The organism is Ornithinibacillus sp. FSL M8-0202 (assembly GCF_037975285.1).
Taxonomy (GTDB): Bacteria; Bacillota; Bacilli; order Bacillales; family Amphibacillaceae; genus Ornithinibacillus; species Ornithinibacillus massiliensis.
In genome coordinates this window covers 411,049-436,847 of sequence record NZ_CP150248.1, presented here as the reverse complement: position 1 = coordinate 436,847, position 25,799 = coordinate 411,049, and the positions used below count along the sequence as shown (strand labels likewise).

At 36.9% G+C, this 25,799-nt stretch carries 27 protein-coding genes and 1 tRNA gene; 17 read left to right on the top strand and 11 right to left on the bottom strand.

The window, feature by feature from the left end; genetic code table 11:
- Nucleotides 1–25: 25 nt before the first annotated feature.
- Complete coding sequence (locus MKY78_RS02200) at nucleotides 26–1,195, bottom strand: FtsW/RodA/SpoVE family cell cycle protein (RefSeq protein WP_339215852.1); 1,170 nt, start codon at nucleotides 1,193–1,195, stop codon at nucleotides 26–28.
- Nucleotides 1,196–1,342: 147 nt separating this feature from the next.
- On the opposite strand from MKY78_RS02200, the gene mgtE reads away from it, so the two are divergent.
- Both mgtE and MKY78_RS02190 read left to right on the top strand, forming a co-directional pair.
- On the top strand, nucleotides 1,343–2,704 hold the full coding sequence (gene mgtE / locus MKY78_RS02195; protein WP_339215850.1) for a magnesium transporter: 1,362 nt from the start codon (nucleotides 1,343–1,345) through the stop codon (nucleotides 2,702–2,704).
- Nucleotides 2,705–3,188: 484 nt separating this feature from the next.
- Nucleotides 3,189–3,752 carry a CotO family spore coat protein gene (locus tag MKY78_RS02190; RefSeq protein ID WP_339215849.1) on the top strand — a complete coding sequence of 188 codons (564 nt, stop codon included), beginning with the start codon at nucleotides 3,189–3,191 and terminating at the stop codon, nucleotides 3,750–3,752.
- A 49-nt stretch (nucleotides 3,753–3,801) separates the two neighbouring features.
- On the opposite strand, the gene MKY78_RS02185 is transcribed toward MKY78_RS02190, so the two are convergent.
- Nucleotides 3,802–4,293: a CotY/CotZ family spore coat protein gene (locus MKY78_RS02185; protein WP_211741693.1), complete on the bottom strand. Its 492-nt coding sequence runs from the start codon at nucleotides 4,291–4,293 to the stop codon at nucleotides 3,802–3,804.
- A gap of 225 nt (nucleotides 4,294–4,518) precedes the next feature.
- Between MKY78_RS02185 and MKY78_RS02180 the strand changes: the two genes are divergently transcribed.
- The 3 genes from MKY78_RS02180 (at nucleotide 4,519) to MKY78_RS02170 (ending at nucleotide 5,364) form a co-directional block, all read left to right on the top strand.
- Nucleotides 4,519–4,734 carry a hypothetical protein gene (locus MKY78_RS02180; RefSeq protein WP_211741692.1) on the top strand — a complete coding sequence of 72 codons (216 nt, stop codon included), beginning with the start codon at nucleotides 4,519–4,521 and terminating at the stop codon, nucleotides 4,732–4,734.
- Nucleotides 4,735–4,821: 87 nt separating this feature from the next.
- A complete protein-coding gene (locus MKY78_RS02175) occupies nucleotides 4,822–5,019 on the top strand; it encodes a hypothetical protein (protein ID WP_339215846.1) in 198 nt (65 codons plus the stop codon).
- Between the two features lie 72 nt (nucleotides 5,020–5,091).
- Nucleotides 5,092–5,364: a hypothetical protein gene (locus tag MKY78_RS02170; protein ID WP_211741690.1), complete on the top strand. Its 273-nt coding sequence runs from the start codon at nucleotides 5,092–5,094 to the stop codon at nucleotides 5,362–5,364.
- A gap of 238 nt (nucleotides 5,365–5,602) precedes the next feature.
- Here the strand turns inward: MKY78_RS02170 and MKY78_RS02165 are convergent, their stop codons facing one another.
- Nucleotides 5,603–6,718: an IS4 family transposase gene (locus MKY78_RS02165; RefSeq protein ID WP_339213018.1), complete on the bottom strand. Its 1,116-nt coding sequence runs from the start codon at nucleotides 6,716–6,718 to the stop codon at nucleotides 5,603–5,605.
- A 193-nt stretch (nucleotides 6,719–6,911) separates the two neighbouring features.
- On the opposite strand from MKY78_RS02165, the gene MKY78_RS02160 reads away from it, so the two are divergent.
- On the top strand, nucleotides 6,912–7,577 hold the full coding sequence (locus MKY78_RS02160) for a nucleoside deaminase (protein ID WP_339215844.1): 666 nt from the start codon (nucleotides 6,912–6,914) through the stop codon (nucleotides 7,575–7,577).
- Between the two features lie 351 nt (nucleotides 7,578–7,928).
- Here the strand turns inward: MKY78_RS02160 and MKY78_RS02155 are convergent, their stop codons facing one another.
- The 6 genes from MKY78_RS02155 to MKY78_RS02130 form a co-directional block, all read right to left on the bottom strand.
- Entirely contained in the window at nucleotides 7,929–8,612 is a 684-nt protein-coding gene (locus MKY78_RS02155) for a DUF421 domain-containing protein (RefSeq protein ID WP_211742015.1), read from the bottom strand.
- A gap of 106 nt (nucleotides 8,613–8,718) precedes the next feature.
- Nucleotides 8,719–9,144 (bottom strand): GNAT family N-acetyltransferase, encoded by a 426-nt coding sequence (locus MKY78_RS02150; protein WP_339215842.1) that lies wholly within the window; start codon nucleotides 9,142–9,144, stop codon nucleotides 8,719–8,721.
- On the bottom strand, nucleotides 9,141–9,659 hold the full coding sequence (locus tag MKY78_RS02145) for a YjcG family protein (protein ID WP_211741688.1): 519 nt from the start codon (nucleotides 9,657–9,659) through the stop codon (nucleotides 9,141–9,143). Before MKY78_RS02145 ends, MKY78_RS02150 begins: the two co-directional genes overlap by 4 nt.
- A gap of 110 nt (nucleotides 9,660–9,769) precedes the next feature.
- A complete protein-coding gene (locus MKY78_RS02140) occupies nucleotides 9,770–10,498 on the bottom strand; it encodes an alpha/beta hydrolase-fold protein (protein ID WP_211741687.1) in 729 nt (242 codons plus the stop codon).
- 63 nt (nucleotides 10,499–10,561) lie between these two features.
- Complete coding sequence (locus MKY78_RS02135; RefSeq protein ID WP_211741686.1) at nucleotides 10,562–12,394, bottom strand: ABC transporter ATP-binding protein; 1,833 nt, start codon at nucleotides 12,392–12,394, stop codon at nucleotides 10,562–10,564.
- Complete coding sequence (locus MKY78_RS02130; RefSeq protein ID WP_339215839.1) at nucleotides 12,384–14,114, bottom strand: ABC transporter ATP-binding protein; 1,731 nt, start codon at nucleotides 14,112–14,114, stop codon at nucleotides 12,384–12,386. Before MKY78_RS02130 ends, MKY78_RS02135 begins: the two co-directional genes overlap by 11 nt.
- 394 nt (nucleotides 14,115–14,508) lie before the next feature.
- On the opposite strand from MKY78_RS02130, the gene MKY78_RS02125 reads away from it, so the two are divergent.
- Nucleotides 14,509–15,351 carry an N-acetylmuramoyl-L-alanine amidase gene (locus tag MKY78_RS02125; RefSeq protein ID WP_339215837.1) on the top strand — a complete coding sequence of 281 codons (843 nt, stop codon included), beginning with the start codon at nucleotides 14,509–14,511 and terminating at the stop codon, nucleotides 15,349–15,351.
- A 105-nt stretch (nucleotides 15,352–15,456) separates the two neighbouring features.
- On the opposite strand, the gene MKY78_RS02120 is transcribed toward MKY78_RS02125, so the two are convergent.
- Nucleotides 15,457–15,529, bottom strand: a tRNA-Val gene (locus MKY78_RS02120).
- A 402-nt stretch (nucleotides 15,530–15,931) separates the two neighbouring features.
- Here MKY78_RS02120 and proC point away from each other — a divergent pair.
- The 9 genes from proC (at nucleotide 15,932) to MKY78_RS02075 (ending at nucleotide 23,405) form a co-directional block, all read left to right on the top strand.
- Nucleotides 15,932–16,726: a pyrroline-5-carboxylate reductase gene (proC, locus tag MKY78_RS02115; protein ID WP_339215835.1), complete on the top strand. Its 795-nt coding sequence runs from the start codon at nucleotides 15,932–15,934 to the stop codon at nucleotides 16,724–16,726.
- Between the two features lie 440 nt (nucleotides 16,727–17,166).
- Nucleotides 17,167–17,478 carry a hypothetical protein gene (locus MKY78_RS02110; RefSeq protein WP_339215833.1) on the top strand — a complete coding sequence of 104 codons (312 nt, stop codon included), beginning with the start codon at nucleotides 17,167–17,169 and terminating at the stop codon, nucleotides 17,476–17,478.
- Between the two features lie 13 nt (nucleotides 17,479–17,491).
- The gene (locus MKY78_RS02105; RefSeq protein WP_339215832.1) at nucleotides 17,492–18,178 is read left to right on the top strand and encodes an MOSC domain-containing protein; all 687 of its coding nucleotides are present in this window, start codon (nucleotides 17,492–17,494) and stop codon (nucleotides 18,176–18,178) included.
- Nucleotides 18,179–18,300: 122 nt separating this feature from the next.
- Nucleotides 18,301–18,762, top strand: a complete 462-nt coding sequence (locus MKY78_RS02100) for an NUDIX domain-containing protein (RefSeq protein WP_339215830.1) — start codon at nucleotides 18,301–18,303, stop codon at nucleotides 18,760–18,762.
- A gap of 11 nt (nucleotides 18,763–18,773) precedes the next feature.
- Nucleotides 18,774–20,258 (top strand): HAD-IA family hydrolase, encoded by a 1,485-nt coding sequence (locus MKY78_RS02095; RefSeq protein WP_339215828.1) that lies wholly within the window; start codon nucleotides 18,774–18,776, stop codon nucleotides 20,256–20,258.
- Nucleotides 20,259–20,276: 18 nt separating this feature from the next.
- Nucleotides 20,277–20,591, top strand: a complete 315-nt coding sequence (locus tag MKY78_RS02090; RefSeq protein ID WP_339215827.1) for an NUDIX domain-containing protein — start codon at nucleotides 20,277–20,279, stop codon at nucleotides 20,589–20,591.
- 644 nt (nucleotides 20,592–21,235) lie between these two features.
- Nucleotides 21,236–21,751, top strand: a complete 516-nt coding sequence (locus MKY78_RS02085) for a hypothetical protein (RefSeq protein WP_339215826.1) — start codon at nucleotides 21,236–21,238, stop codon at nucleotides 21,749–21,751.
- Nucleotides 21,752–21,811: 60 nt separating this feature from the next.
- On the top strand, nucleotides 21,812–22,546 hold the full coding sequence (locus MKY78_RS02080) for a DUF3784 domain-containing protein (RefSeq protein WP_339215825.1): 735 nt from the start codon (nucleotides 21,812–21,814) through the stop codon (nucleotides 22,544–22,546).
- A gap of 34 nt (nucleotides 22,547–22,580) precedes the next feature.
- The gene (locus tag MKY78_RS02075; RefSeq protein ID WP_339215823.1) at nucleotides 22,581–23,405 is read left to right on the top strand and encodes an SDR family oxidoreductase; all 825 of its coding nucleotides are present in this window, start codon (nucleotides 22,581–22,583) and stop codon (nucleotides 23,403–23,405) included.
- Nucleotides 23,406–23,463: 58 nt separating this feature from the next.
- On the opposite strand, the gene MKY78_RS02070 is transcribed toward MKY78_RS02075, so the two are convergent.
- Nucleotides 23,464–24,933 carry a multicopper oxidase domain-containing protein gene (locus MKY78_RS02070; RefSeq protein ID WP_339215821.1) on the bottom strand — a complete coding sequence of 490 codons (1,470 nt, stop codon included), beginning with the start codon at nucleotides 24,931–24,933 and terminating at the stop codon, nucleotides 23,464–23,466.
- Nucleotides 24,934–25,396: 463 nt separating this feature from the next.
- On the opposite strand from MKY78_RS02070, the gene MKY78_RS02065 reads away from it, so the two are divergent.
- A complete protein-coding gene (locus MKY78_RS02065; RefSeq protein WP_211741677.1) occupies nucleotides 25,397–25,798 on the top strand; it encodes a hypothetical protein in 402 nt (133 codons plus the stop codon).
- The last annotated feature ends 1 nt before the right edge of the window (nucleotide 25,799 follow it).

The window sequence follows — 25,799 nt, the reverse complement described above, 5'->3', positions numbered from 1 at the left end:
CGAGAATAGTATCTGCTATTCTCGCTTATTCAAACATATATTTTTTTGTTCGAGAGTGAATATTTAATACAATCCCAATTGCTAATAGATATGTTAAGGTTGAACTACCACCATAGCTTAAAAACGGTAACGGCAAACCGGTGATTGGGAGTAGCTGAATAGACATGCCGATGTTTTGAAATATTTGATATGCAAACATCCCTATAGTTCCAGTTACAATATAGCTTGCATAACTGTCATTACTTTGAATGGCGATATAAATTAGGCGATATAGTAATAGGAAGAATAATGTTACAACAATACTAGAACCAATAAAACCAAATTGCTCTGCAATAGCGGTAAATATCATATCCGTATGGCGTTCAGGGACGCTTACTTGCATGACTTCAATTCCTTTTCCGAAAAGCTGACCAGACCCAATAGCCATCATCGCTTTCATTAATTGATAACCAGATTCAGAGTACTGTTCAGGACTAAGCCACCCGTAGAAACGACTAGATACGTGTTTAAACACGGTCTCTTCTAAAAATACAGCTATAGAATCTGGGAAAAGGAAGTAGGCAGCAACAATTAATCCTATTCCGCCTAATGCAATTAGTATAATACTTAAAATCAAGCTCCAGCGAATTCCGGATACTAAAATCATTGCCCCTGTAATAGCGGCAAGAACTAATAATCCACCTAAGTCAGGCTGTACTGCTATTAGTCCCATCGGCGGAAGGGAAAGTAATAGTATTTTGCATAGTAACCATAAATCATTCTTAACAGTTGGTTTGAGATATTTTTGGTTATGGAAATACATAACATGTGCCAACGTTAAAATGAGAATTACTTTCATAAATTCAGCAGGCTGTAGAGTTCCAAGTACAGGGAATTTAAACCAACTCACAGCATTATTTACTTCGTGGACAATCCCTGGTGGAAACCCAAAAAACAGCATGAGTAACATGACCATACCAATTCCATAAAGGATCCAGGTTAATTGCCTGAAACGGTCATAGTCAATTTGCATAAGTAATGCGATGATAAGTCCTCCACCAACATACCAAATGATTTGTTTTTGAAAGAAGTTTTGGTCTGCTAATGTTGCAGGTAAGGTGGGTTCGACCGTATATATCGTGAAAACACTCACGATACCTAACAGCAGTATAATTGATATTAATGTATAATCAATGTTATTTTTATTAGTATTCATGATTGTTCCTTACTTTCTATATGATACTTTTGTTATTTTTAAAACATAGTTTACGCATTATACTATTATAGCATCTTTCTGTAATTAGATGAATGATTTTTACAGGTATGTATAACGATGATAGATATATTTAAAAGGGGGTTGCATATGGACAATAAAGAGGAAGTAAAGGGGGAAGCGTTCAATAGGCTTCTAGAAATTTTACAAAGTGAAAATATATACGGTTTTAGAGAACGTTTTCTAGACATGCACCCATATGATCAGGCGTTATTTTTTACGGAAGTAGAAAAAATGGACCGTATGTTAATTTATAGCTACCTCTCTCCAGAGGAAGTGGCGGCGATGATGGAGCATATTGGGCTTGAAGATATTCAACCATTCTTCACTGAAATGGATACGAACTATGCTTCCATGGTATTTGCTGAAATGTCGACCGATGATGCGGTGGACATCCTAAATGAGATGGAGAAAGAAAAGGTTGTAAGCTTTTTAACAATAATGAATAAAGCGGATGCTGAAGACATTAAGGATCTTCTTCATTATGAGGAAAAGACTGCGGGTAGTATTATGACAACTGAGTTCATCTCGGTAAACAAAATGCAAACCGTGAAAGATACAATGAAGCAGTTGAAAGAAGAAGCTCCAGATGCGGAAACGATTTATTATTTATATGTGGTCGATGGTGACAAAAGATTAGTCGGCGTTCTGTCATTACGGGATCTTATCATTGCTGATGATCATACAACGATTGAAAGTATTATGAATGAAAAAGTTTTCCACGTCTCTGTGGCAGAAAATCAGCAAGATGTTGCTAAATCCATGCGGGATTATGATTTTCTTGCCGTTCCAGTTGTTGATTTTCAACAACATTTATTAGGAATTATTACCGTTGATGATATTTTAGATGTTATGGAAGAAGAGGCTAGTGAAGATTATTCTCGCTTAGCAGGTATTTCTGATGGGGATAGTAAGGATACTAATCCTTTAATAGCTGCAAAGAAACGTTTACCATGGTTAATTATATTATTATTCTTGGGATTATTGACTGCTAGTTTAATTGGTCAGTTTGAGGAAACCTTAAATCAAGTTACCATACTCTCTATTTTTATTCCGTTAATTGGGGGGATGGCTGGGAATACAGGAACCCAGGCGCTAGCAGTAGCTGTTCGGGGACTGGCTACTGGTGAATATGGTGATTCTGGTAAGCTAAAATTGATTCTTCGTGAAGCGGGTACCGGGCTTATCACGGGAACGGTGTGTGGTTTGATTATAACTGTCGTCATCTTTTTATGGCAGGATAACATATATTTAGGAATTCTAGTTGGCTTATCAATCATGTTAACCTTGATTGTGGCAACACTTGCTGGTTCATTTATTCCACTACTAATGGATCGTTTTCGTATTGATCCAGCTGTAGCTTCCGGCCCATTTATTACGACGATAAATGATATTATTTCGGTACTAATATATTTTGGACTAGCTACGACTTTTATGCGTTTATTGTTATAAGCAATATGTATAGATAACTGTTTAGCTAAAAAAGCATATGGTTTTCGGTTTTTTATATAAACCAAGTAAACGAATATAGATATGTCTTGAAAGGAGGCTGGGTCTAAATAAGAGAATTAAATGTAAAATCGAATGATACACGATACTAGCTCCGGAAATATACGTAGACTCCTGTAGGAGGATAGGGCAAGGTTGAGACTCCTAAAGAAGTAGCACAAGAAGGCTCACCAGCCACCGGCGGTAAAGAAGACACTGCGAGTTTCTCTCGAGAAGATGTCGCCCCTGTATTGGAAGTGAAATGAAGTATATTTCTGGAGCGGGGTCCTTGCTCATCATCCGGTTTTTCCTAGGTAAATTCTTTTGTCCCATCCTCTTCTTAGTTTTCTGCGAGGAACAAGCACTTTTATAAATAGGCATTTAACACCATTTAATTCTTTAGGTCATATAATAGGTTGACGACAAAGAATAGAAAGGGGTTTAGTAAATGAAACGCAGAAAATATGCAAGAGAACCGTTACTATACATTCATCAACCCACAGTGGATACGCCAACCGCACCGATGCAGCATTCCTATACGTCTACAAAAAAACAAACAAACCAATCTGTCTCCTCATCGCCTACCCATTCAGAAGCTGGAGCTAAATCACAAGAGACAATAAAAAAAAGACCTAGTTTAAACGCATTTAGTACAGGGATATCGAATGCCAATGAAGTAAAAGAACCACAAGTGAAAAAGAGACGTCCATCTTTTCCTACACAAGATCTAGAAGAGATGGAATCATCCTCATCAAGCTTGGAGGAAGTGTCGGAGGATAATAAATTAGAGCGGAAGAAGTTTAAAGAAATGACCCTTATGGAAAAAATAGACTATTTCATAAAAACACCAAGTCATTTACCAAGAATGCGGTGTGAAGTAGTTACAAACGACAATAAGTATCGAGGGATCATGTTAGACAAGGAAAATGAAGTGATAAAGATGAGGGTCGGAAGAAGAACAACAGAGGTTTCAATAGAAGATATTACAGATATTAGACTTTTAGGGTTTTAAATAGTAAAAGAAAACACCATGGAAAGCTATCCCATGGTGTTCTTATTTATCAATCAAATACACTAATAGCTGGTAAGCAAGTTACATGACAGAAGCAATCTAGGTCAACAGTGATACAGATACCAGTGTTTTCTAGATTATGAGTTGATTGATCACAAGGATCCTTTAAATGATCACATTCGCAAGGATCGTTAGGATCACGTAGTAACTCTAGAACAGCACAGCAGTCGTCTGTTACAGTTTTCACACGGAAGATAAAGCTAGATTGAAGCTTACCGATAGTTCCTAATCCGTTCCCACGTCTTGCACCAAATCCTTTAAATGGCTTGCAATCACCTGCGCAGTATAAAATGACAGGTACCGTATCCAACCCATTACCTGGATCTGTTTCACCTAATAAATCATTGATTGATTGCTCACAACTAGTATCACAGCAATTTTCAATAACATCGTTTTGAGCATCTACAATATCACGAAGAATCTCACAAACGCAGTTTTCTTTTGCTGATACACCTTCTACTCTACCATGGCCACAACCCATGAAACATTTCTCCTTTCTAAAGCTAATTGACTATTGTCTCTAATAGAATATGTACATCGTGTTATATGGTGTGGGCGACTGTACGATAAATATTTTTAGGTACTTATCCATGTTTAATGAAGTAAAACAATCAAATAAATAGGAATAAAAAGGGCACTTGACCATACCCATTTTAAATAATGACATAGACTAATATCGAGCAAATATCATGGAGGAGTGACATTCATGTCAGAGAATAATAGAAGAGTAATTCGTGTTAAAGACCTTGTTATTGAAGCAGAAAATGTCATTATTAGACCGGAAAGAAAACGAGATCGTTTCTTTGGTGGATTCAGACAAGACGAAGGTAATGAAAGATATGAGTCAAGCAGCATAGATAACCGTGACCATGATGAATTAGACGATGAAAGAAAAGGTCGCGGACCATTTTCTTGGATTTAACGTATTAACATTAGTTTGCCACCATCCATAACTATAAGCAGCTTAATTGCTGCCTTTTTTTTGCTTATAAAGGAATGGAGGGAAGAAATGGATAGAGAAAAATTCATGAAAAATCTCGAAATTATAGAAAGACACCTTGAAAAGAATGAAAAATGGTTGCAAAGTCCGGAAAAGAAAAAGGTACTATTTGAAAAGGAAATGATTGCGTGGAATACACGTTTTATGAAGAATATGACAGATATTGAAAATTGGATAAGGGATTTTGAAAAAAGAATGGGGGAGTAAGTATTATAGAACAGACATAAACTAATAGAAAATTACGAATAACTTTACAAATAGGGTTGAGGAGGTAGAAATATGGGATATATATTACCAATTCAACAACATGAGTATTCCGATTATCAAAGAAGAATGGTAACGAATAAAAGAACAATTACGACCGTGGAAAAACCATATAAAGCTGGATTACAGGCAAAATATGAAGAATTACAGCATCAAGAAGAAATTAGGAATAATAAAGTAGACTTGATTCTAAATGAAGTGGAGCAATCTGTTTCCGAATTTAGTGAAGTCGATGCTATCTATACAGAGATTACAGGTTTAGGGCAATTTATTAATGAACGTATTTAGTAGGTTGGATGATGTGTATGGCGTGTAGCTTAACTTAGTTCAATTTAATTAAGCGCACTTTATATAGAAGTATTTTTCTTTTATTTCATTACACTAGTGTTGCAAAAATAATGTCGTAATTTTCAGTTTTATTATATCTTCTGTTTAGAGCCAAAAAAGTAAATACCGAATTAAAGGTGGCTCCATCCATTTGGAAATAATTTACAATTAGACCTGTGTGACAACGACAATTTGCTTATTAAGGGACGGATTTGCCTTCAATCTTTCGAAGCCAAATATGCGCTGGTTTCCATAATGCAGCCCTTAAATAACGGCTAATTTGTAGCGTTTTTCGCTTGCTTTTTGTTTCAATTTGCACAAGAACATGAAGGCAAAAAACAATAAGTGCGATAAATACTTGGTTTTGAATCGCCCATTCGCTCTGACCGTAAAACTTCTTAATGCTGAGATGTTGTTTGATCCATTTGAAGAACAATTCAATTGCCCAGCGTGATTTGTACATTTCTGAAATCTCTTCGGCACTTAAATCAAAACGATTTGTAATTAAATGGAGTTCATTTCCCTTTGAATCCAAGACCTTTATCAGGCGAAAATAATTTTCAGCACGGTTTTGTGTAGTACCAATTAAGACCATTTGGTCTGATAAAACAGGCATATTTTCGGGCAACTTAAAGTTGTAAACTTCCCGTATGACTGCGTTTTTCCGCAGCCTTGAAAGGAAAAAGTAGCCCTCGTCGGTCATGCGGTCAAAACGTTCGTAGTCTAAGTAACCACGGTCGAACACATACATGCATTCTTTGTCATCTACCATAATTTCAAGCTGGCCTCGGTCATGTTCTTTTGCAGTTGTCATTACGGCTTTTTCTGGGTAAGAAGTGCCTTTTTCCATAAATACAAGACGCAGATGCAGTTTCACTCCTGCCTTTGTTTTGCGGAATTTTGCCCATTTATGATTCGTCAAATTCAGTGGCAAAGTGCTAGAATCAATAATTTTTAATGGCATTACAAGTTTCGTATAATGCGTTTTGGCATGAATTTGTGATACTAAATCGAGAAACAGTCTTTGGAAAAGGTCGGGATTCAGCCCATTTAATCGTCGTGATAACTGAGAAATACTAATAGAATCAAGGTCGATAGCCCTTTGAAGCTTGTCATCGAAGAGGCAGTCACTTAGTGCATGAAGACTCTCGACTTCCTGTAGCTGTGCAAAAAGCAGTAACTTTAGGAACGACTCTGTCGTTAATTTTTTCGTATAGAAATCTAATTTCAATGTTTTCACCTGTTCTTCAAATAATTGAAAATTAATTGGTGAAAACCATTGTCCAAATGAAGTTTTTCGTGTAATCTTGTCCATGAGATTTGTCCTTTTTAGTGGATTTGGACGGGTTTACCACCTGACTTATCCATTATAAAGGACTTTTTCTTTGCGCAAAACAATAAAATTGAACATTTCGAGTATTTTTAATAATAAAATTAATTTAATGCAACGCTAGTGATTTCATTATGTTATAATTTTTATAAAATAATGAAAATAAGGAGGGATACGTATGAGATGGTGTGATTTGGGAGAACCATGGAAAAGAAGTTTCTTACAAGCTTGGGAGGCATATTGTCATGGGTCTATCCCAATAGGTGCAGTACTTGTTAACCAGGATGGAGAAATTATGTTAGAAGGAAGAAATAGAATACATGAAAAAACTGCCCCAGCAAAGCAAATTTGTTTCAATCGTTTAGCACATGCTGAAATGAATGTATTACTACAATTAGAGCTAAGTGATTATAACCTACTCGAGGGGGCAGCAATTTATTCCACAATGGAACCATGTATTCAATGTTTCGGTGCCATTATCCTTTCCAAAATCAAACAGGTTTACTTTGCTGCTTTAGATGATAAGCTTGCAGGTGGTACAACGATTAAGGATCAACATGGTTTTATTGCGTCGAGAAATATCAAGGTAAATGGGCCACATCCTATTTTAAGTGAAATTCAAATGATATTAAGAACGGATTTCTTGTTGCGTTATGAAAATGCTCGTTCTGCAGAATTAATTGCTGCACATGCGATTGATTATCCAATAGGAGTTTCACTAGGAAGGGATTATTTTGCTTCTAATAAACTTTTGTACATAAAGGATGAACCGAACACATTTCCGAAGATGTTTGATGAAATGGTGGTTGATATTAGAAAAATGAAAGAAGAGGTTAGGACATAACTAATAGAATTAAATGTAAAACCGAATGATACACGATACTAGCTCCGGAAATATACGTAGACTCCTGCGGGAGGAAAGGGCAAGGTTGAGACCCCTAAAGAAGTGGCACGAGGAGGCTAAGGCAGCCGCCCGGCGGTAAAGAAGACACTGCGAGGTTCTCTCGAGCAGATGTCGCACTTATGCTGTGATAAGGTGCAAGGTAGACACTGCGATGGTCTTTTCGAGCAGATGTCGCCCCTGTACTGGAAGCAACCGCAAGTATATTTCCGGAGCGTGGTCGTAGCTCATCATTCGGTTTTTACTTTAAGATTCATCCTTTTGTCCCAGTCTCCTATCAACTTCGCCATCATGCTATTTCTTTTGTTTTCCTCGATTAATAAATGGTAACACTAATAATTCCTCATCCTTCATGTATTCAGCATAAAAAACATCCTTTACATTATCGTATCCTTGTTCTTTTAACTCATCCATTAGCCATTCCTCGGTCAAGTTTCTTTCCTGTAAGTTGTCATAAATGATTTCCCCATCATTAATTAACGTTACAGAAAGATTAGCAGGTTGAGGTGCTAGCTTCATATCCTTCCGTGTAGGCGTTTGGAAATCTGACTTTTTTAATACAGATAATGTACCATTCGTTTCTAATATAGCATACTCCACCTCTCGTAAAGTGAATACATCTTTACCACGGAGCATATGCTGCAATTGATTGATGTCTAATTTATTCTTTTTCATCACATCTCTAATTAATTTTCCTTTACGTATCACTATTTCTGGTGATCCCTCTAATAAAGGTCTTGTTGACTTGAATTTTTGGGTGATAATTTCTGTGACATATAATAAACTACCCCATAATAATAGAACATACCCAATTTGTAATATACCTGAGTTGTCATCAAATAAAGCATTCCCAACCAATTCACCAAGGATGATTGCTGAAATGAAGTCAAAGGCAGTTAGTTGTGATATTTGTGTTTTTCCTAGAATTTTTGTCAGGAGAAATAGAGCAAAGAAACCAAAAATAGTGTCCACTAGCATTTGAGAATATGAAGGCACAATTAACCGTCCCCTTTCCACTAATAGGGTTTCCCAATTGTGCTATGTAATGCGTGAAAATAATAAAACAGCTCGCCCAGCGAACTGTTTATTGCAATTCTTTTATCATTGTCACATGTGGTATTCCAGCATCCATAAATTCACCTGAAACAGTGTGGTAGCCTAATTTTTTGTAAAATTCCTCAGCATGGGTTTGGGCATTTAATTTGGCTTTGAAATAACCTTTTTCTTTAATTGTCGCTTCCATGGCTTCCATCATGGCTCTTCCAAACGATTTGCCACGGTATTCTTTTAAGATACAAATCCGTTCCAGTTTACCGTATTCTTCAACAAATCGTAATCTGCTAGCAGCAATAGGTTGTTCATCCATGAATCCAACGAAATGAATCGCTGTTTCATCGAATTCATCCAGTTCTTCTTCTGGCGGAACCTGTTGCTCCTTCACAAATACGCTTGTACGCACGTCATATGCCTGTTTCTTTTCTTCAGCTGTTTTAGCTATTTTGATGTTCATACAAGTTCCTTCCCAAATACGAATGATTCATAAACCGTCCAAGAACCATTTTCTAATTGATAAAGAAGCTGGAAGCGATCAACTACTTCTTCGAATTGGAAGCTTTTCATTTTCAATTGACCCAAAATATCCGAGTATTCATCATCTAATAATTTTTGGCCAATCGTAATATGAGGTACAAATGTATAGCGCTCGTTTTGTGGGAATTTTCCCGTATGAAGATTTTCATATAACGCTGTAAGTTCTGGTGTAGGTTCTACTTTTAAGTATATGGTGTTCGTCACAGGAACAAAAGAACTCACTTTATTAATTCGAATAGTAAAGGCTTTTGTTTTGTTAGCAACACGTTTTAGTTCTGGTATTAATTCCTCAATCATATGATCATCTGCTTCAAAAGCTTCTTTTATCGTGATATGTGGTGGAATTAATGGATAATGCGGATCATAACGCTTCCGATACGAGTTAGCTTCATCTTGAATTTTTTTGGATGGAAAAATTGCGATACCGTATTTCATGTAAAAACCTCCTATTCATTTATCCGTATGAGTACATTTGTACATTTTAATTTATACCAAAAACTGCTGTAATGAAAGTGTTTTTTTACCTATTTACAACAACCCGTAAATTAGTCAGTAAAAATGGTTTTTAAAGCATGTTTCATATCTTGTTGCCAATATTTCCAGGTGTGTTCACCATTAGGAATTTCCTTATAGTGATAAGTTAATCCTTTCTGGTCTAACAGCTCTTTTAATTTTCTATTTGGTGTAAGAAAATCTACATCGTGCTCCCTCGTCGTTTGAACACTAGTTTCTGCTAATCCAATGGTGTGGTAAATATCTAATGCCTGAATGTTAGTAGCCTTATCAACTAATGATAGTACGATATCATCGACTAGAGGTGATTGGATAATCACTTTTCCAAACGTATTCGGATACTTAATCGCCAGCAGTAATGCAAAGGTACCAGCTAACGAATCTCCCATTAACGCTCGGGCGCCTCCCATATGATAGGTAGGGAGGAAGTCGTCTAATAATGGTACAACTTCTTTCATTATAAAATGACAGTAGCTATCATATTGTTCACCAGACGGATGGTATTTGTTTAACCGATCATAGCGGTCTTTATAATGAATACCGACAAAAATAGTATTTTCAATTTCCGCCTCATCGTGCAGTTGGTCACTAACTGTTGCTACTCTTCCTAACTGATAATAGTCATTGCCGTCTTGCATGATACAGATATGATATTTATACAATGGTGAAAAAGCCTCCGGCAAATAAATCTTCAGTGTCATGGTTTCACCGAGATAACTACTATTTATTTCTCTTTCTAGCATTTTACCTTTTCTTGCCAATATATTCACCCCATAAGCATTTAACATAGCACTAGTTTATCACGAATTGCTTGCATTGTAATCTTAACTGCCGACTACTTCACGAAGCTGTCCTTTGTATAGGTTATAATAGTTTTCTTTTAAGTCTAATAATTCATTGTGATTCCCTTTTTCTAAAATAGCTCCATGCTCCAACATCACAATTTGATCTGCTTCTTGAATGGTGTTTAAGCGGTGAGCAATAATGAAGCTAGTTCTACCCTTCATTAATTCTTTCAACGCTTCCTGGATTTTTAATTCGGTGATGGTGTCAATATTACTAGTTGCTTCGTCTAGAATAAGTATAGTAGGCTCAGCGATAAAGGCTCTAGCAATAGTAAGTAATTGCTTCTGTCCTTGACTAATTCCACTGCCTTCTTGGTCTAGTATGGTGTCGTAGCCATCAGGTAATTGGACAATAAAATCATGGGCATTTGCTTTCTTCGCTGCTTCAATGACATCATCGTCAGAAGCAGTTAATCGACCATATCGTATGTTTTCCCTAATCGTATTATGGAACAGGAAGGAATCCTGTAGTACAAATGCCATATGTGAACGAAGGCTAGAGCGTTTTATATCTTTTAAATCGATACCATCAAGTGTAATACGACCATGATCATAATTATAAAAGCGAGAGATTAGGTTAATGATGGTCGTTTTACCAGCACCAGTATGACCAACAAAAGCTACGGACTGGCCAGGTTTTGCTTCAAAGCTAACATTGTCAATGATAGTTTCTTCTTCATAGCCGAAAGACACATTCTCAAACTTGAAATGGCCATGAGTACGATGTAATTCAATTGCTTTGTCTTCATCTTGTTCTTCTTCCTCTTCGTCAATTACATTAAATACACGCTCAGCACCCGCAACCGCAGAGAGAAGCAGGTTGAACTGGTTAGAGAGTTCATTTAACGGTCGAGTAAATTGTCGAGCATATTCGGTGAAAATGACAATAGTACCAACTGTTACTAGTGTAGTATTAATGGCAAGAATACCGCCAACAAGAGCAATCATCCCGAAGCTTAGAAAGTTCAGCATGTTCATTACCTTTGGGATAAATCCAGAAATGGTTAATGCCCAAAATCCTGAATGGTTCAAATCTTTATTTTTGACTTCAAACTCATTGATTACTCGTTCTTCCTGTGAATAGGTTTTAACGACGTGCTGTCCGGACACCGTTTCTTCTACATAGCCGTTTAGTTCACCAAGTCTTTTTTGCTGTAATTTATATAGTGGCCCAGTGCGTTTGGTAATCCAGCGGGTTGCAAAAAACATTACCGGAATAATGGTCATCGTAACGAGTGTTAATAATGGACTTAAGTAAAGCATGACCCCAACCGTACCTAGTAATGTTAATATACTAGAAAATACTTGAATAACAGATTGGTTTAATGTGTTATTAACATTATCGATGTCATTCGTAATACGGCTCATTAGTTCCCCATGCTGCCTTTTATCGAAGTAGGCGATTGGCAATCGGTGAAACTTATGGAACAGTTCAGATCGTAAATCATAAACCGTATTTTGAGCGATACCAATCATCCAATAATTCTGCAGGAACACGGATGAAGAATGTAATAAATAGACGAAGAGAAGACCAATTATGAGCATGCCTAAGCCTGCTACTTCCCTATCTACTATGAAATCATCAATTGCCTTCCCGACCATAAATGGTCCAAGTAGACTCATGGCAGAACTAATTAGTACCATGAAGATAACGAACCATAGCTTCGCTTTCTCACGAGCAAGGTAGGACCATATTCGCTTAATTGTACCCCATGTATTCTTTGCCCTTTTTTTCGTTACTTCTTCGGAAATATTTTCGATCGGTATTTTCTCATATTGAAAAGGATCTTTAAGCTGCTGTTTAATGGACATTCAGATACTCCTTTCCAAATTGTGATTCCACAATTTTTCGATATAACTCAGACTTTATTAGAAGTTCCTCATGCGTACCAATGTGTAGCATTTTTCCTTCGTCTAATAGTAATATTCTATCGGCATTCATTGCCGTAGATACTTTTTGCGTGATAATGAATAGTGTATTAAGATCGTCTTGAATCGCATCTAGCAACTTAGCTTCTGTAGCTAAGTCCAGTGCACTTGTACTATCATCAAGCATAAGGATTTTAGGCTTGCGAATTAGTGCTCTGGCAATCGATATACGCTGCTTTTGCCCACCAGATAGGTTTACCCCTTTTTGACCGATTTCTGTTTGGTATTGATTTGGAAGCTCCATAATCGTTTCATGAATTTGGGCATCCTGTGCTGCTTTGATAATTTGTTCTTGTGTTGCATTTTCTTTACCCCAGGATATATTGTCTATAATTGGCCCACTAAATAGTAATGGGCTTTGTGGTACATAGCCAATTGCCTTTCGTAGCGCATCTAATTTATAGAATGTGATTGGTTTATCATCAATGAAAATAGCGCCACCCGTCACGTCGTATAGTCTTGGAATCAGTTGAAATAAAGAAGATTTCCCAGAACCAGTAGCACCGATAATAGCAAGCTTTTCACCTGGTTGAACGGTAAAGGAAAGGTTGCGAATAACCGATTCTCGTGAAGTAGGATAATGGAAGCTAACATCTTTAAATTCAACTTTTCCATTGGTTACACTTTGTTCTTCTGTTGCATCTTCGGAATCAAGTAAGTCTACTTTTTCTTCTAGAACCTCACTGATTCTTTCTGCGGAAGCTTTCGTACGAGAGATAGCCATTATAATGAAAGAAAACATTGATATTGCCATCGCTACTCGCATCGCATAGTTTACAATTGCTACAACATCCCCGACCTCTGCTGTACCAGCAACAGACTGTACATTTCCAAACCAAAGAATGAAAATAATACTCAAGTTCATGACAAATAGTAAGATTGGTGTGGAAGCTTCTACAAAACGAAATGTTTTTCGGGTCGTATCGCGTAAGTTTGTATTCGAAGCTGTAAAACGATTTTCTTCATGGTCTCGTCTAAAGAAAGCTTTAATCAATCGCATGCCTGCAAGATTTTCTTGCATGACACGGTTTACATGGTCAATACTGTTCTGTACGCGGTTAAACATTTTAGAAGCAATTTTTAGTACCCATACTAAAAATACAATCAGAAGTGGTACGGTGATTAAAAAAATAACTGCTAGCTTTGGATTAACAATAAACGCCATTATTACACCGCCGATAGTGATAAGTGGTGCTTTTGCCATAATCCGTAACCCCATGAAAATCGTATTCTGAATTTGCCGAACGTCGTTTGTGAACAGGGTCATGAGATGGGAGGTTGGAAAACGATTTAAATTAGCAAAGGAGAATTCCTGTATTTTCCGGAATAGTCTTTCACGAAGGTCGTGCGCAAACCCCCAACTCACATGGGAAGAATAAAAGGAATTAATGATTCCAGAAATAAATGAGAATAATGCAAGACCAATCATAATGCTGCCCCACATTACAATATTGTTTAAATCCTGGTTGATTACGCCATCGTTAATCATTTTTCCAAGGAAAAATGGTAGTAGTAATTCGACGACAAGTTCAACGAGCATGAGTAAAAAAGCAACAATTGCGGGTAATTTATATGGTTTTAAGAAGGAAAAAACTGTTTTCACGTGAAATATGCCCCCGTTGTCGAAATTATGAATTTTTTAAATTTAAAAATATAATGCTTTTTTATTATAAAGGATAATTTGATTTAGTTCCAAGAATTTATTTCGTGTTTTGAAATAAATGGCGGAGAAGGAAAGGGGAATGGTTGTTCCGTGAATTCCTAAAATGAGAGTTGCCCATCTATTAATATGGGTGAAAGGACACCATTTCCTAATTACTGAATCTAGTGTATTTTATCATGATGAATAGTTTATCAGAAACTAGATTGTTTCTTGATAGAATGCTGTTGGTTGAGTGTAATGCAGTTATAGAAATAAAACCAACTGATGTACTAGGTGGCTGGTCCAATCGGGCAAGCCACTCTTTTAATATAAAGATAGTAGGAGGGGATTTGAAATGTCTAAAATTTATTTAGATCCAGGTCATGGTGGAACAGACCCAGGAGCGGTAGGGAACGGATTGCAAGAAAAAAATGTCAATCTAGCAATCGCCCTAAAAGTTCGCGATATTCTTAATCGTGACTATGACGGCCATAGTATTCGCATGAGTCGTACTAGTGACACTTCACGCACGCTAGCTCAGCGTACAAATGATGCAAATAGCTGGGGAGCAGATTATTTTGTATCTATCCACATTAATGCTGGTGGTGGTACTGGTTACGAAGACTATATTTATAATGGCAGTGTTTCCAGTAATACAGTCACCTACCGTGATAGGCTTCATGCGGAGATCATGCGGCAAGTGGATTTTGTAAATCGTGGAAAGAAAAGAGCAAACTTCCATGTGTTACGTGAGACCAATATGCCAGCTGTACTAACTGAAAATGGCTTTATTGATAATGCAAGTGATGCAGCTAAGCTAAAATCTGATGCTTATTTAACCCGCATTGCCCTAGGCCATGCTAATGGTATTGCTCAAGCTCTAGGATTAAGACGAAAATCGAATGGCGGTGGTCCTGGTACGTACACCGTACAATCTGGTGACACACTGTGGAGTATCGCCCAAGCCCATAATATGACAGTGCAACAATTAAAAGATTTAAATGGATTAACAGACGACACAATCTACCCAGGTCAAGTGCTAATTGTTAGTGGTGGGGCAGTATATTACACGGTTGTAGCTGGTGATACATTATGGAGTATTGCACAGCGCTATAATACTACTGTCAATGCCTTAAGGAGCTTGAATGGATTGACAAGTGATGTTATCCATCCGGGAGATCGATTGAGAGTTAGGTGAATGTGTATCTGTTATCAAATAGATCCTGTGTAGAAATCTCTGTAGGGTAAATTAATAAAACAAAGCGATTCCCAATTCGTTTAGGAATCGCTTTGTTTGAAGTGATGATTCCGATTGGGCTCGAACCAACGACCTCCACCCTGTCAAGGTGGCGCTCTCCCAGCTGAGCTACGGAATCATAAGCTTTATTGAATAATTATATGGATTCTATCTTTACATGTCAATAAGAAAATGGCTCGACTTAGGTTTGTTATCTTGATGTTAATTAAATCGCGCGACAAGAATGGATTTTCGCGCGAGAAAAAGGAAAATTCGCGCGTAATCTGATAGAATTGCTCCAGATTAATAGAATATCGCGCTATAAATCAGATGTGGCGCGATTATTGTGATGTTCGCGCGTTATGAAGTAAACCTGGCGCGATTTCTTACGTTTCCCGCGCGAATTTAGACTCCTCTACGCGACCTCATAATGTAAGTCCAGCCTATAACTTAATAAATAGATCTACTGCTCTACCATTGCCATAAAACTAGCAATATACTAAAATGAACTTTTATGACATCAGTGGAAAGGAATTTTTACGTGGAACGAAAAATAGGGTTTATTGGTAGTGGGAAAATGGCAGAGGCGATTATCGGGGGTATTGTGAATTCCGAGTTTGTGCTACCGGAGAATATTTATGCATCCAATCGTACTATGCCAAAATTATTAGATTTAAACGTAACGTATGGAATAAACGTTGCGGAAAATAACCAAGATGTTCTGAACAAGAGTGATATTGTTTTTCTTTCAGTTACACCTGATAAATATCCTCTAGTAATAGATGAAATAAAGGATGTCGTGCAAGAAGAGACAATTGTGATTATCATTGCTGCTGGACAAACGATTGCCCAAACTGAGGAACAATTTAATCGCAATATAAAGTTAGTTAAAGCAATGCCAAATACACCTGTACTAGTCGGCGAAGGGTTAACCGCTATTAGTTTTAACCAACTTGTTACACCTGAAGAGCAAATTGAGGTAACACGGTTATTTGAATGCTTTGGTAAAGCAGAGATTATAGATGAAAGTCTAATGGATACTGCTAGTGCGGTAGGTGGGTCATCTCCAGCGTTTGGATATATGTTTATCGAAGCATTAGCAGATGCGGCAGTTGTAAATGGGATGCCACGTGATAAAGCATACCGAATAGCTGCACAAGCACTTTTAGGATCAGCGAAAATGGTATTAGAAACAAATGAACACCCAGGTAAACTAAAAGATGATGTTTGTTCACCAGGTGGTACAACAATTCAGTCTGTAGCTGCTTTGGAAGAACATGGGTTTCGTTCAGCTATCATACAAGCGGTGCAAGCCAATATAAATAAAATGCGATAATTGAAAAAGGAAGAATCCATGGAGTTGTATATCTAACTATTAGTTGGTGCTATTCATATGGATTCTTCTCTTTTTTGCTCATATGTAGTTACTGGCAAAAAAGAGAATAATATCAACTTCTATTTTTCTCGAAGAAGTGCTCGAACTTGCTTTCCAATATATAATTTTATAGAATCATTAACCCTCAAAACACCAGATGAAATAAGTCCAATTCACAGTATTCCTCCATCATTATGCAGCTTTTCCCCAGTGAATTTCTGTTGAATAAAACCTAAAATTTAGCTCGATTCTACATTTAAAGAGAGTGTTAAATAGTTGGTAATTACTTCAGCTATTTTGCAAAGAAATTAATCCGAACCGATAAATAATTCTAAAAAATGTGGTAATATTATAGTAAATACTTACTAAACGTAGCATATTCCGTAAAGGAGAGTAATGTAATGGTAAGAATGAGTCTGGAGTTAGTTCGGATAATGTTTCTTTTGGCCTTCTTTGAAGTGATAGGTGGTTATATTATAAGAAGTATTTATGCAACATTTGAAATTTCATCAGATTATATGCTATTTGGATTCATAGGGATACTCGTTCTGTTTTTTGTATTGTATCGGAATAAGTTGCAATTTTCAGGTTGGTATAATGGGATGAGGAGAAATAAGTTATCAAAAGCGATGACCAATGGGGTCATTATGGCAGCTGTTTTTTTAATGATCGCTCCATTTATTTTAACTTGGTTAAATTATCATATTTCGTGATAGGAGATAGAGAGTGAAAACACCATACGTTCAAAAATTGTTAGTAGGTAAAGTGAAGCGAGTCGGTAATCCGGATGCCACAAATCCATTAGAGAAAGCATGGGAGAGCGGCATGTTTAAAGCGAGTACAGAAATGCCTGTTTGGTTAAGTAAATCCGGGTTAAAAGGTGATGAAGTAGCGGATAAGAAAAATCATGGGGGACAAGAGAAGGCGATTTTTGCATATCCAGTAAGTCACTATGATTATTGGCAAAATGAACAACAAATAGAAGGTATCCATATAGGTGGTATGGGGGAAAATCTAGCAGTGGCTGATATGGATGAATACACGGTTTGTATTGGTGATACATATCAATTTGGTGAGGCGGTCATACAAGTTTCTCAACCTAGAAAACCTTGCTGGAAGCCAGCTCGTCGCCATCGAACAATGGACCTGGCAATGCGTATACAGAAAACGGGAAGGACAGGCTGGTATTTTCGCGTATTGCAAGAGGGGGTCGTTAAAGCAGGAGCAGAGCTAGCCTTGTTAGAACGACCATTTATAGAATGGTCCATTGCCAATTGTAATGAAGTCATGTATGAAAAAAAGAATGATCTGGAGCTAGTGGAAAAGCTAGTAAGTTGCCATCTATTAGCTGATAGTTGGAAGCAGCCTTTAGTGAAGCGTTTGGAAGGAAAAGCTTCCTCTGGAACCGATTGATACGTATAGTCAAATATAAATGAATAAATAGGTAGAACACTAGAAATGAAATCGTACAGAAATATAGTTGGCTGTACGATTTTCTATTTTATACCAATAGCTTGTTGAAGGGGAGTAGGAAAATGGGAATAAGAAATTCAGCAAAAGCAATTATTATGGAAGAAAATAAACTATTAACTATAAAAAAAGAAGATAAAGATGGCTACTATTATTTACTTCCTGGTGGCGGACAAGAACATGGGGAAACACTTCATGAAGCTGTAAAACGAGAGTGTGTGGAGGAAGTTAATGCAGATGTTGATGTTGGTAGCCTGTTATTTATTCGGGAATATATTGGGAATAATCATGAACATGCCGACTTTGATGCAGATGTACATCAAATCGAGTATATGTTTTTATGTAGCGTGACAGGTAGTAGAGATCTGGGGAATGGAATAGTGCCAGATGAGGGGCAAATTTCAGTGGAATGGTTGCCATTGGAAGCGTTAATGCAATATAGGCTCTATCCGCAAACTATGAGAGAGAAGCTCATAGACTATACAAAAGGAGTAGAATTTCCAGTTTATTTAGGAGATATAAATTAAGGGGTGAAGGAGTGTGTTATTCATTGGTGCAAGCTATCTTTTTTGACCTGTATGAGACGCTTATCACGGAATGGGAAAATAATCAAAAGAAGGCCTCCTATTCTGTAGAAGTATTGGGAATTGATGAAGATGTATATAAAAAGGAATGGGTATTAAGAAGAGAAAGACGTATGAATGGTACATTTACAAATCACCAAAGTGTATTAAGAGATATTTTGCAATCATGTGGGAAACCAGTCGATGAGAACGCTATCGAAGAAGTGCATAAACTTAGAGTAGCTTGTAAGTTAGTACCTTTTCAAAAGATAGATGATACTATCCTTCAACTTTTACAAAAACTTAAAGAAAAGCAAATTAAAATTGGTTTGATTAGTAATTGTACAGAAGAGGAAGTTATTGGATTTCACCAGTCTAAGCTAGTACCGTTTTTTGACGATGTTATATTTTCCTACAAAGTAAAGGATGCTAAGCCAAATAGAGGGATTTACGAATTAGCTTGTAAACGTTTAAGTGTTACCCCTGAGGAGGCCGGGTTCGTTGGAGATGGAGGATCAAATGAGTTGCAAGGTGCGTCTGAAATAGGCATGAAGTCGTATCAGGAAACTTGGTTTCTACCGTTACATATAAGTATGAAGAACAATACTTTTCCTAAATTAGAAACGCCAAGTCAGTTGCTGGATTTATTGGACCAAAAAAACATGGAGGATGATTGTAACGTGATAAGATTACCTGATCCTACTAATCATCCGGACTGGATTAATCCTCATTCGCTTGAATGGTATAAACAACTTGGTGAACAATATGGGGTTTATCATTATCCGTGGAAATCGTTAATAGAAGCTCCAAACGGTGAAACCATCTTTGATGAAGAAGTGTTACAGTTGGTGAAAAATAAGAAGGTACTGGATGTTGGCTGTGGTCATGGACATTTTACAAAGAAATGTAGTATGCATGCCAAGGAGATAATTGGATTTGATGTAACGGATCAATTTATTTCAGCTGATAATTTACATAAGAAGCGTAATGTTTCATTTGTAGTTGGAAACACCAAGAATGGACTTCCATTCGATACGAATAGTTTTGATTGCGCATACATTCGTAAAGGGCCAACCTCCGCCTATACACGATTAGCCGACATAGTAAAAAATGGTGGAAGAGTAGTAGGCCTACATCCTGGAGATTCGTCAGGGCAAGAGTTAATACAGTGGTTCCCGAACTTATTTAAGCAGGGGAAAGTAACTATTAAGGATGTTCTAGAAGAAAGATTAGCAAAAAGTAATTTTACAGAGGCAAGCATAGAAGAGATAAATACTATTGAATATATAGAATCACCTATAGATGTAATAAAAATGCGCTGCTTCGGTCAAAAGAACACTATATTTTTACAACTGAGCAATGAACATTTCGAGGAGATTAGTAGAATATTTGATGATAATGCTACTAGTAAAGGGCTACCTGTTACCTTCTCACGGTATATTGTTCGGGCAATAGTTTAATAGATAAGGGGGGAGAAGATGGAAAAGCCTTTTCATCATTTAGCTAGAGGTATCTTAATAAAAGATAATAAATTATTAGTTGGAAAAGCGAAAGGATATCAGAATACTTTTTTACCAGGAGGACATATTGAATTCGGAGAAAGTGCAAAGGATGCATTAGTAAGGGAGATAAGGGAAGAACTGGGGATGCGATGTACAGTGGGAGAATTCCTTGGTTTAGTAGAGCATAAGTGGATGAATCAAGGTATATTGAATTGTGAAATAAACCAGCTGTTTAACATTGAGATGGAGGACTTAGCAATGGAAAATCCTCAACGGAGGGGTGGCTTATGAAGCAAGATCAACAACAATTTATCACCGATGTTTATCACTTTATGTGTGAAATGATTATAGTAAGTATCTTACTTCTCTTACCAATACATTATTATTACCATTGGGTTCCAGCTTGGAGTATGTTGGTAGTCATTGCCCTCCTTTGTATACTTTTCGTGGTTTTAGAAAAGCAAGATTTAAACCATAGCTATTATTATTTCACCTTACTTCTATTAATTCCAACTTTTCTATATTTTCGATATCCTCTTTTACTTAGCGTGTTCATTTCTTGTATCGTTTTATGGAGATACTTTCGTATACGTCACGTTTTAGTAATAGGGAGGGAAGCGGCTTATCTATTATTAACGCCTACACTTTCAATTGTAGTATTTCTAATTACGAATAACCTTTATTCCATTATGGGATTGTTTCTCCAGTTACTTGTAATAATCATTGGTTTTATGTGCAGTAACATATCGGTATTGGAGAGAAGCGAGAGGACTTTGCTTTATTATAAAGGGGTTATATATTTATTACTATTGATGAGTTGTGGAGGTATGATTGCATATTGGATTAGTTCGCAAACGTATCTAGTGAAAATTTGGGACTCTACTATATACTTCTTATTTTCCCTAATTGGCAGAGTTCTATTCCTTGTACCATTTATGGAAAACAATAATAATGAAGATGAAATCGACATAGGAACAGGTATAGAGTCATTAGAAAACGTGTCAACGGAGTTACCTATAGTTTCATTCATCTTAGGTGGATATATGGGTATTGGTGTCATTCTTGCGATTTTTGGGCTTATCATGATCATTCTAATATTTAAAGGAGATAAATCATCAAAAGCTGGTATAAAAGGAATTACCATTGCTTCAGGTAAACATCGTGGTGATGTACATTTTCCTGAAGAACAAAAAGGTTTACTAACTTGGTGGAAAATCAGTAAAAAACACCCAGTCCGAATCTTGGTTCATAAGTTTGAACGAAAAGCAATTAAGCATCAGCTGGGAAGAAAGACCACGGAAACAATTGATGAATGGTTGAAACGGATTGGTTTGAACGTTGATGTGCACGTGTATCAAAAAGTACGTTATGGAGAAATGGAAGTATCGAAACAAGAGGTGGAGGTATTACGACGTGAGATAGAAAGATTTAAAGAATTACTAAAAAAGTAGATGGAAAAGGTACTATATAATTGTTTAACGGTGTAAACATAGCTTATTGAGGTGGTAATGATGACTACTGGTATGTTAATCTTTATCGTGGTGATGGGTTGGATACTAATTATACATGGTGGAATGACCTATTTAATTGTTAAGAAGAAGGAATATAGTTTAATATCAGGTTTTTATAATCGTCCAAAGGAAGAACAGGAGTATTTAATAGAAAATGGTTATATAGAAAAACTTGGGAAGATATTCGTGTACTCGTTTTATATACTCCTATTAGCTATATTGCTAACGGTTTTTCGTGTTCCATATGGTCCATTAATTGGATTTAGTTTATTTACCGTTTTCTTACTAGGTGGGTTAATATATCTTCAAAAGTATGAGCTCCCCCATAAAAGGAAAAAATCGCTTTGGATTATTGTCGTTATATCAACTATAACGGTAGGAATTATCGCTGTAGGAGTATTTATCGGAAGTACAAATAACGATATCATCATAGAAAACGAAAAATTCATTATTTCCGGTATGTACGGAGATGAATGGGCTATTGATGACATTGCTAAGGTGGAATTACTAGATGAGCTTCCCGCGGTTTTGAAGCGGACAAACGGTTATTCTTCTGAAAATGTTCGGAAAGGACAGTTTAAGCTGGAGGATCCATATGGACAAGGGAAGTTATTCGTAGCCGGCAAGGAAGGTCCTTTCCTATATATTGCCTTTGATGATAGTTATGTTATTTTGAATCGGGAGAGTAAGCAAGAAACAGTAGATATTTATGAAAAACTAATACAGGAACAATAGGTTGTCAAGTTCATGCTAGAAATGGAGAAATGTCATGAAGGTAGCATTTGTAACAGGAGCCAATGGTGGCTTTGGAAAGCTTATCATTATAGAGCTATTAAAGGCAGGGTATCGTGTAATTGGAGCAATGAGAAATCAAGCTAATCAAAAAGAAATAATGGATATGGCTAGAGAAATTAATTTAAACCAACAGTTAGAAATAGTCGAGATGGACGTGACAGATGAGGAAAGAATTAAAGAAGTAAGCAAATGGATATCGGATCACTTCGGTCAGCTCGATGTTCTTATTAATAATGCAGGATACTCACAGGGCGGATTTACTTCTGATTTAACGATGGAGGAATGGGAAAATCAATATGATACGAATGTAATGGGTGTTATTCGAACGACATTCCACTTATTGTCCTTATTGAGAAAGTCAACACAAGGAAAAATAATTAATATGAGTAGTGTTAGTGGATATTTTGGATTTCCTGGAATGGGTCCTTATTGCTCTTCAAAATTCGCTTTAGAAGGTTATAGTGAAAGCTTGCGTATGGAACTTCTTCCAATGCGTATCTATGTATCTCTAGTAGAGCCTGCTTCATTTAAAACGGGTATTTGGGAGAAGGGATTAGAAGTAGGGGAGAGAATTGGTAATGATACGATAAAGAAAAATGCTTATGCATTTGCCAAACAATCCTATCAAAATGCAGGGGATCCAATAGAAGTAGCCAAGCTAGTACGGAGAATTTGTGAAGCAAATCGTCCAAAATTTCGCTACCAGGTTGGAAAAGGTGCAAAATCGCTATGGTTGATGAAGAAGTTTATTCCATGGACATGGATTGAGAAGACGGTAATGAGAAAGCTTAATAGATAAAAAGTCGCAGTGATGATGATATCCTGCGACTTTTGAATACGAAAAATTGTAAAGAGATCTATTTCACCTCATACTGTCCCATCATCCCAGCATCTTCATGTTCCAGAATGTGGCAATGGTACATAAAAATCCCTTTGTAGTTGAAGGTTGTAATAATTCGCACCGTTTCACCTGGTTCTACCAAAATCGTGTCTTTCCAGCCGGTTTCATTTGCTGGAGGTGGGTTCCCATCACGGTCGATGACCTGGAATTGGACACCATGTAAATGGAATGGATGTGCCATACCACCCTGTACTCCGGTACGTTTATTACTTACTTCCCAAATTTCCGTATCGTTTAAATTTACAACTTCATCAATGACGCCCATATCCATTGATTTATCATTAATGGTTAGGGTCGATCCTACACCAGCCATAACCATTTCCCTGGTCACTACTGCATCAGCAGGATCAATATTATCAATCTCAGTTAATTGCTCTGGGATTGGATACGCTTCTGATTCTGTATCCGTTACGGTGAACTTCATAACTTCTACTTCATCTTCTGAAATCGTTTTTCCTAGTTCAGAGACTGTATCTATTAGCGTAATTTCATCACCAGTCTCAAATGCAGAAAAATCTACTAATATTTCAGCACGCTCAGCAGGACTCAAGGTTAAGGAAGTCATTTCTACTGGCTTTTCTAAGAAACCACCATCACTAGCAATTTGGTAAAATTCTTGCCCATTATGAAGCTCAAAATGATAGGTTCGACCATTGGAACCATTGAGAAGGCGTAAACGAACCATTCCTTTTGGAACCTCTAAGTAAGGAGATATTGCGCCATTGACAAGGTAAGCATTTCCATATAGACCCATCATCATGTCATTCATTCCTGGGTCATACTGCATATTGCCACTAGCATCTAATTGCTTATCTTGAATAATTATTGGGAAATCATTTACCCCATAATCTTTAGGGATTGGAAGACTGTCCGATACGGCATCTTCAATGATAAATAACCCTGCTAGTCCTTCATAAACTTGTTTTGCTGTTGCGTGCATCATATGCGGATGATACCAGAGTGTTGCTGCTGGTTGTTCAATCGTGAATTCCGGTTCCCATGTCTCCCCAGGGTTAATCCCTGAATGTGGACCACCGTCATTTTCCCCATCCACACGGAGCCCGTGCCAGTGAAGCGTAGTTGCTTCTCGTAAGTCATTCTTCATGACTACTTTAACACGATCTCCTTCATGAACTTTAATAACAGGTCCAAGAATGTTTCCATTGTATCCTAAGGTTTCAGACTCAATCCCATCAAGGATTTCCGTCACACCGTGCTGTGCGGTTAGATGGAATTCCGCTAAGTTCGGATCTGGATTGACATCCTCCAATAATGGGGGGATAGGTAAAGGCTTTGATTCTACTAAATTAGATAAATCATTTGGATTAGATGAAGATGTATCATCTTTCGATAGGTACAGAAGAAGTAAGGTAACACCAATCACTACTATCACGATTGCTGCTATGTAAACATAAGCTTTTTTCATTACAAAAATTCTCCAATCTTATCTATTAATGGATAGAGTACATGAGATTCAAACGTTGGGCGAAATAATAAAAGATGCTCGATAAACATAAAAATACGCGCGATACATACTAGAAGTCGCTCGAAAATACGTAAAACAAGCGTGAACCAGAGTAATAGTCGCCCGAGCAGAACTAATGCGAGCGCCCAAAAAAGAAATCGTGCACCATCTATAGAAACGCTTTCTTATAATAATGTTGGATAGAACTTAAAAAGAAATCACCTTCTATTTTAACTGGTAGAAAGGTATTTTTCGACTATAATCGTAAAATTGATTACCAATTTCCTAAGTGAAAGAAGTAACGGTTTATATTTTGTGACAAGTTCGTGAATTGGTGTTTAGCTGTGACATATGTCACAGCTAATAATAGATTGATTAGTTATGATAAGGGTGTAAGAAGAATTGCGCTTAGGAGGAATTAAAAATGAATAAAAGATTATTAATGGCATTACTATTTTCTTTGATCTTAGTTTTAACAGCATGTGGAGGAGGGGATACAGATTCTAAAGAAGATGATGCATCAACAGACTCATCCCAAAGTACGGAAGCAAATATTCCAGATGCAAATAATGAAGTAAATCTAGTAGCAACCAATTTTAGCCTAGGTCAAGATGTATACACTGTAAAAGCAGGTGAAGAAGTAAAGGTTACCCTTACAAATGAAGAAGGTCATCACGGAATTTCTATTGATGAATTTGACGTTGAAATCCAAGGTGATGGGGAAGCAACATTTACACCAACTGAACCAGGAGAATATAAAATATATTGTAATATTATGTGTGGAACCGGCCATGATGAGATGGTAGCAACATTAATAGTACAATAAT

Excerpts from the sequence above, each read along its gene's own strand:
- MKY78_RS02080 (WP_339215825.1), top strand. The coding sequence starts at position 21,812 with ATGACTACTGGTATGTTAATCTTTATCGTGGTGATGGGTTGGATACTA.
- MKY78_RS02085 (WP_339215826.1), top strand. The coding sequence starts at position 21,236 with ATGGAAAACAATAATAATGAAGATGAAATCGACATAGGAACAGGTATA.
- MKY78_RS02145 (WP_211741688.1), bottom strand. The coding sequence starts at position 9,659 with ATGAAATACGGTATCGCAATTTTTCCATCCAAAAAAATTCAAGATGAA.
- MKY78_RS02065 (WP_211741677.1), top strand. The coding sequence starts at position 25,397 with ATGAATAAAAGATTATTAATGGCATTACTATTTTCTTTGATCTTAGTT.
- MKY78_RS02185 (WP_211741693.1), bottom strand. The coding sequence starts at position 4,293 with ATGGGTTGTGGCCATGGTAGAGTAGAAGGTGTATCAGCAAAAGAAAAC.
- MKY78_RS02100 (WP_339215830.1), top strand. The coding sequence starts at position 18,301 with ATGGGAATAAGAAATTCAGCAAAAGCAATTATTATGGAAGAAAATAAA.
- MKY78_RS02070 (WP_339215821.1), bottom strand. The coding sequence starts at position 24,933 with ATGAAAAAAGCTTATGTTTACATAGCAGCAATCGTGATAGTAGTGATT.
- MKY78_RS02090 (WP_339215827.1), top strand. The coding sequence starts at position 20,277 with ATGGAAAAGCCTTTTCATCATTTAGCTAGAGGTATCTTAATAAAAGAT.
- mgtE (WP_339215850.1), top strand. The coding sequence starts at position 1,343 with ATGGACAATAAAGAGGAAGTAAAGGGGGAAGCGTTCAATAGGCTTCTA.
- MKY78_RS02175 (WP_339215846.1), top strand. The coding sequence starts at position 4,822 with ATGGATAGAGAAAAATTCATGAAAAATCTCGAAATTATAGAAAGACAC.
- MKY78_RS02180 (WP_211741692.1), top strand. The coding sequence starts at position 4,519 with ATGTCAGAGAATAATAGAAGAGTAATTCGTGTTAAAGACCTTGTTATT.
- MKY78_RS02075 (WP_339215823.1), top strand. The coding sequence starts at position 22,581 with ATGAAGGTAGCATTTGTAACAGGAGCCAATGGTGGCTTTGGAAAGCTT.
- MKY78_RS02200 (WP_339215852.1), bottom strand. The coding sequence starts at position 1,195 with ATGAATACTAATAAAAATAACATTGATTATACATTAATATCAATTATA.
- MKY78_RS02110 (WP_339215833.1), top strand. The coding sequence starts at position 17,167 with ATGGTAAGAATGAGTCTGGAGTTAGTTCGGATAATGTTTCTTTTGGCC.
- MKY78_RS02190 (WP_339215849.1), top strand. The coding sequence starts at position 3,189 with ATGAAACGCAGAAAATATGCAAGAGAACCGTTACTATACATTCATCAA.
- MKY78_RS02160 (WP_339215844.1), top strand. The coding sequence starts at position 6,912 with ATGAGATGGTGTGATTTGGGAGAACCATGGAAAAGAAGTTTCTTACAA.
- MKY78_RS02150 (WP_339215842.1), bottom strand. The coding sequence starts at position 9,144 with ATGAACATCAAAATAGCTAAAACAGCTGAAGAAAAGAAACAGGCATAT.
- MKY78_RS02155 (WP_211742015.1), bottom strand. The coding sequence starts at position 8,612 with ATGCTAGTGGACACTATTTTTGGTTTCTTTGCTCTATTTCTCCTGACA.
- MKY78_RS02125 (WP_339215837.1), top strand. The coding sequence starts at position 14,509 with ATGTCTAAAATTTATTTAGATCCAGGTCATGGTGGAACAGACCCAGGA.
- MKY78_RS02170 (WP_211741690.1), top strand. The coding sequence starts at position 5,092 with ATGGGATATATATTACCAATTCAACAACATGAGTATTCCGATTATCAA.
- MKY78_RS02135 (WP_211741686.1), bottom strand. The coding sequence starts at position 12,394 with ATGTCCATTAAACAGCAGCTTAAAGATCCTTTTCAATATGAGAAAATA.
- MKY78_RS02165 (WP_339213018.1), bottom strand. The coding sequence starts at position 6,718 with ATGGACAAGATTACACGAAAAACTTCATTTGGACAATGGTTTTCACCA.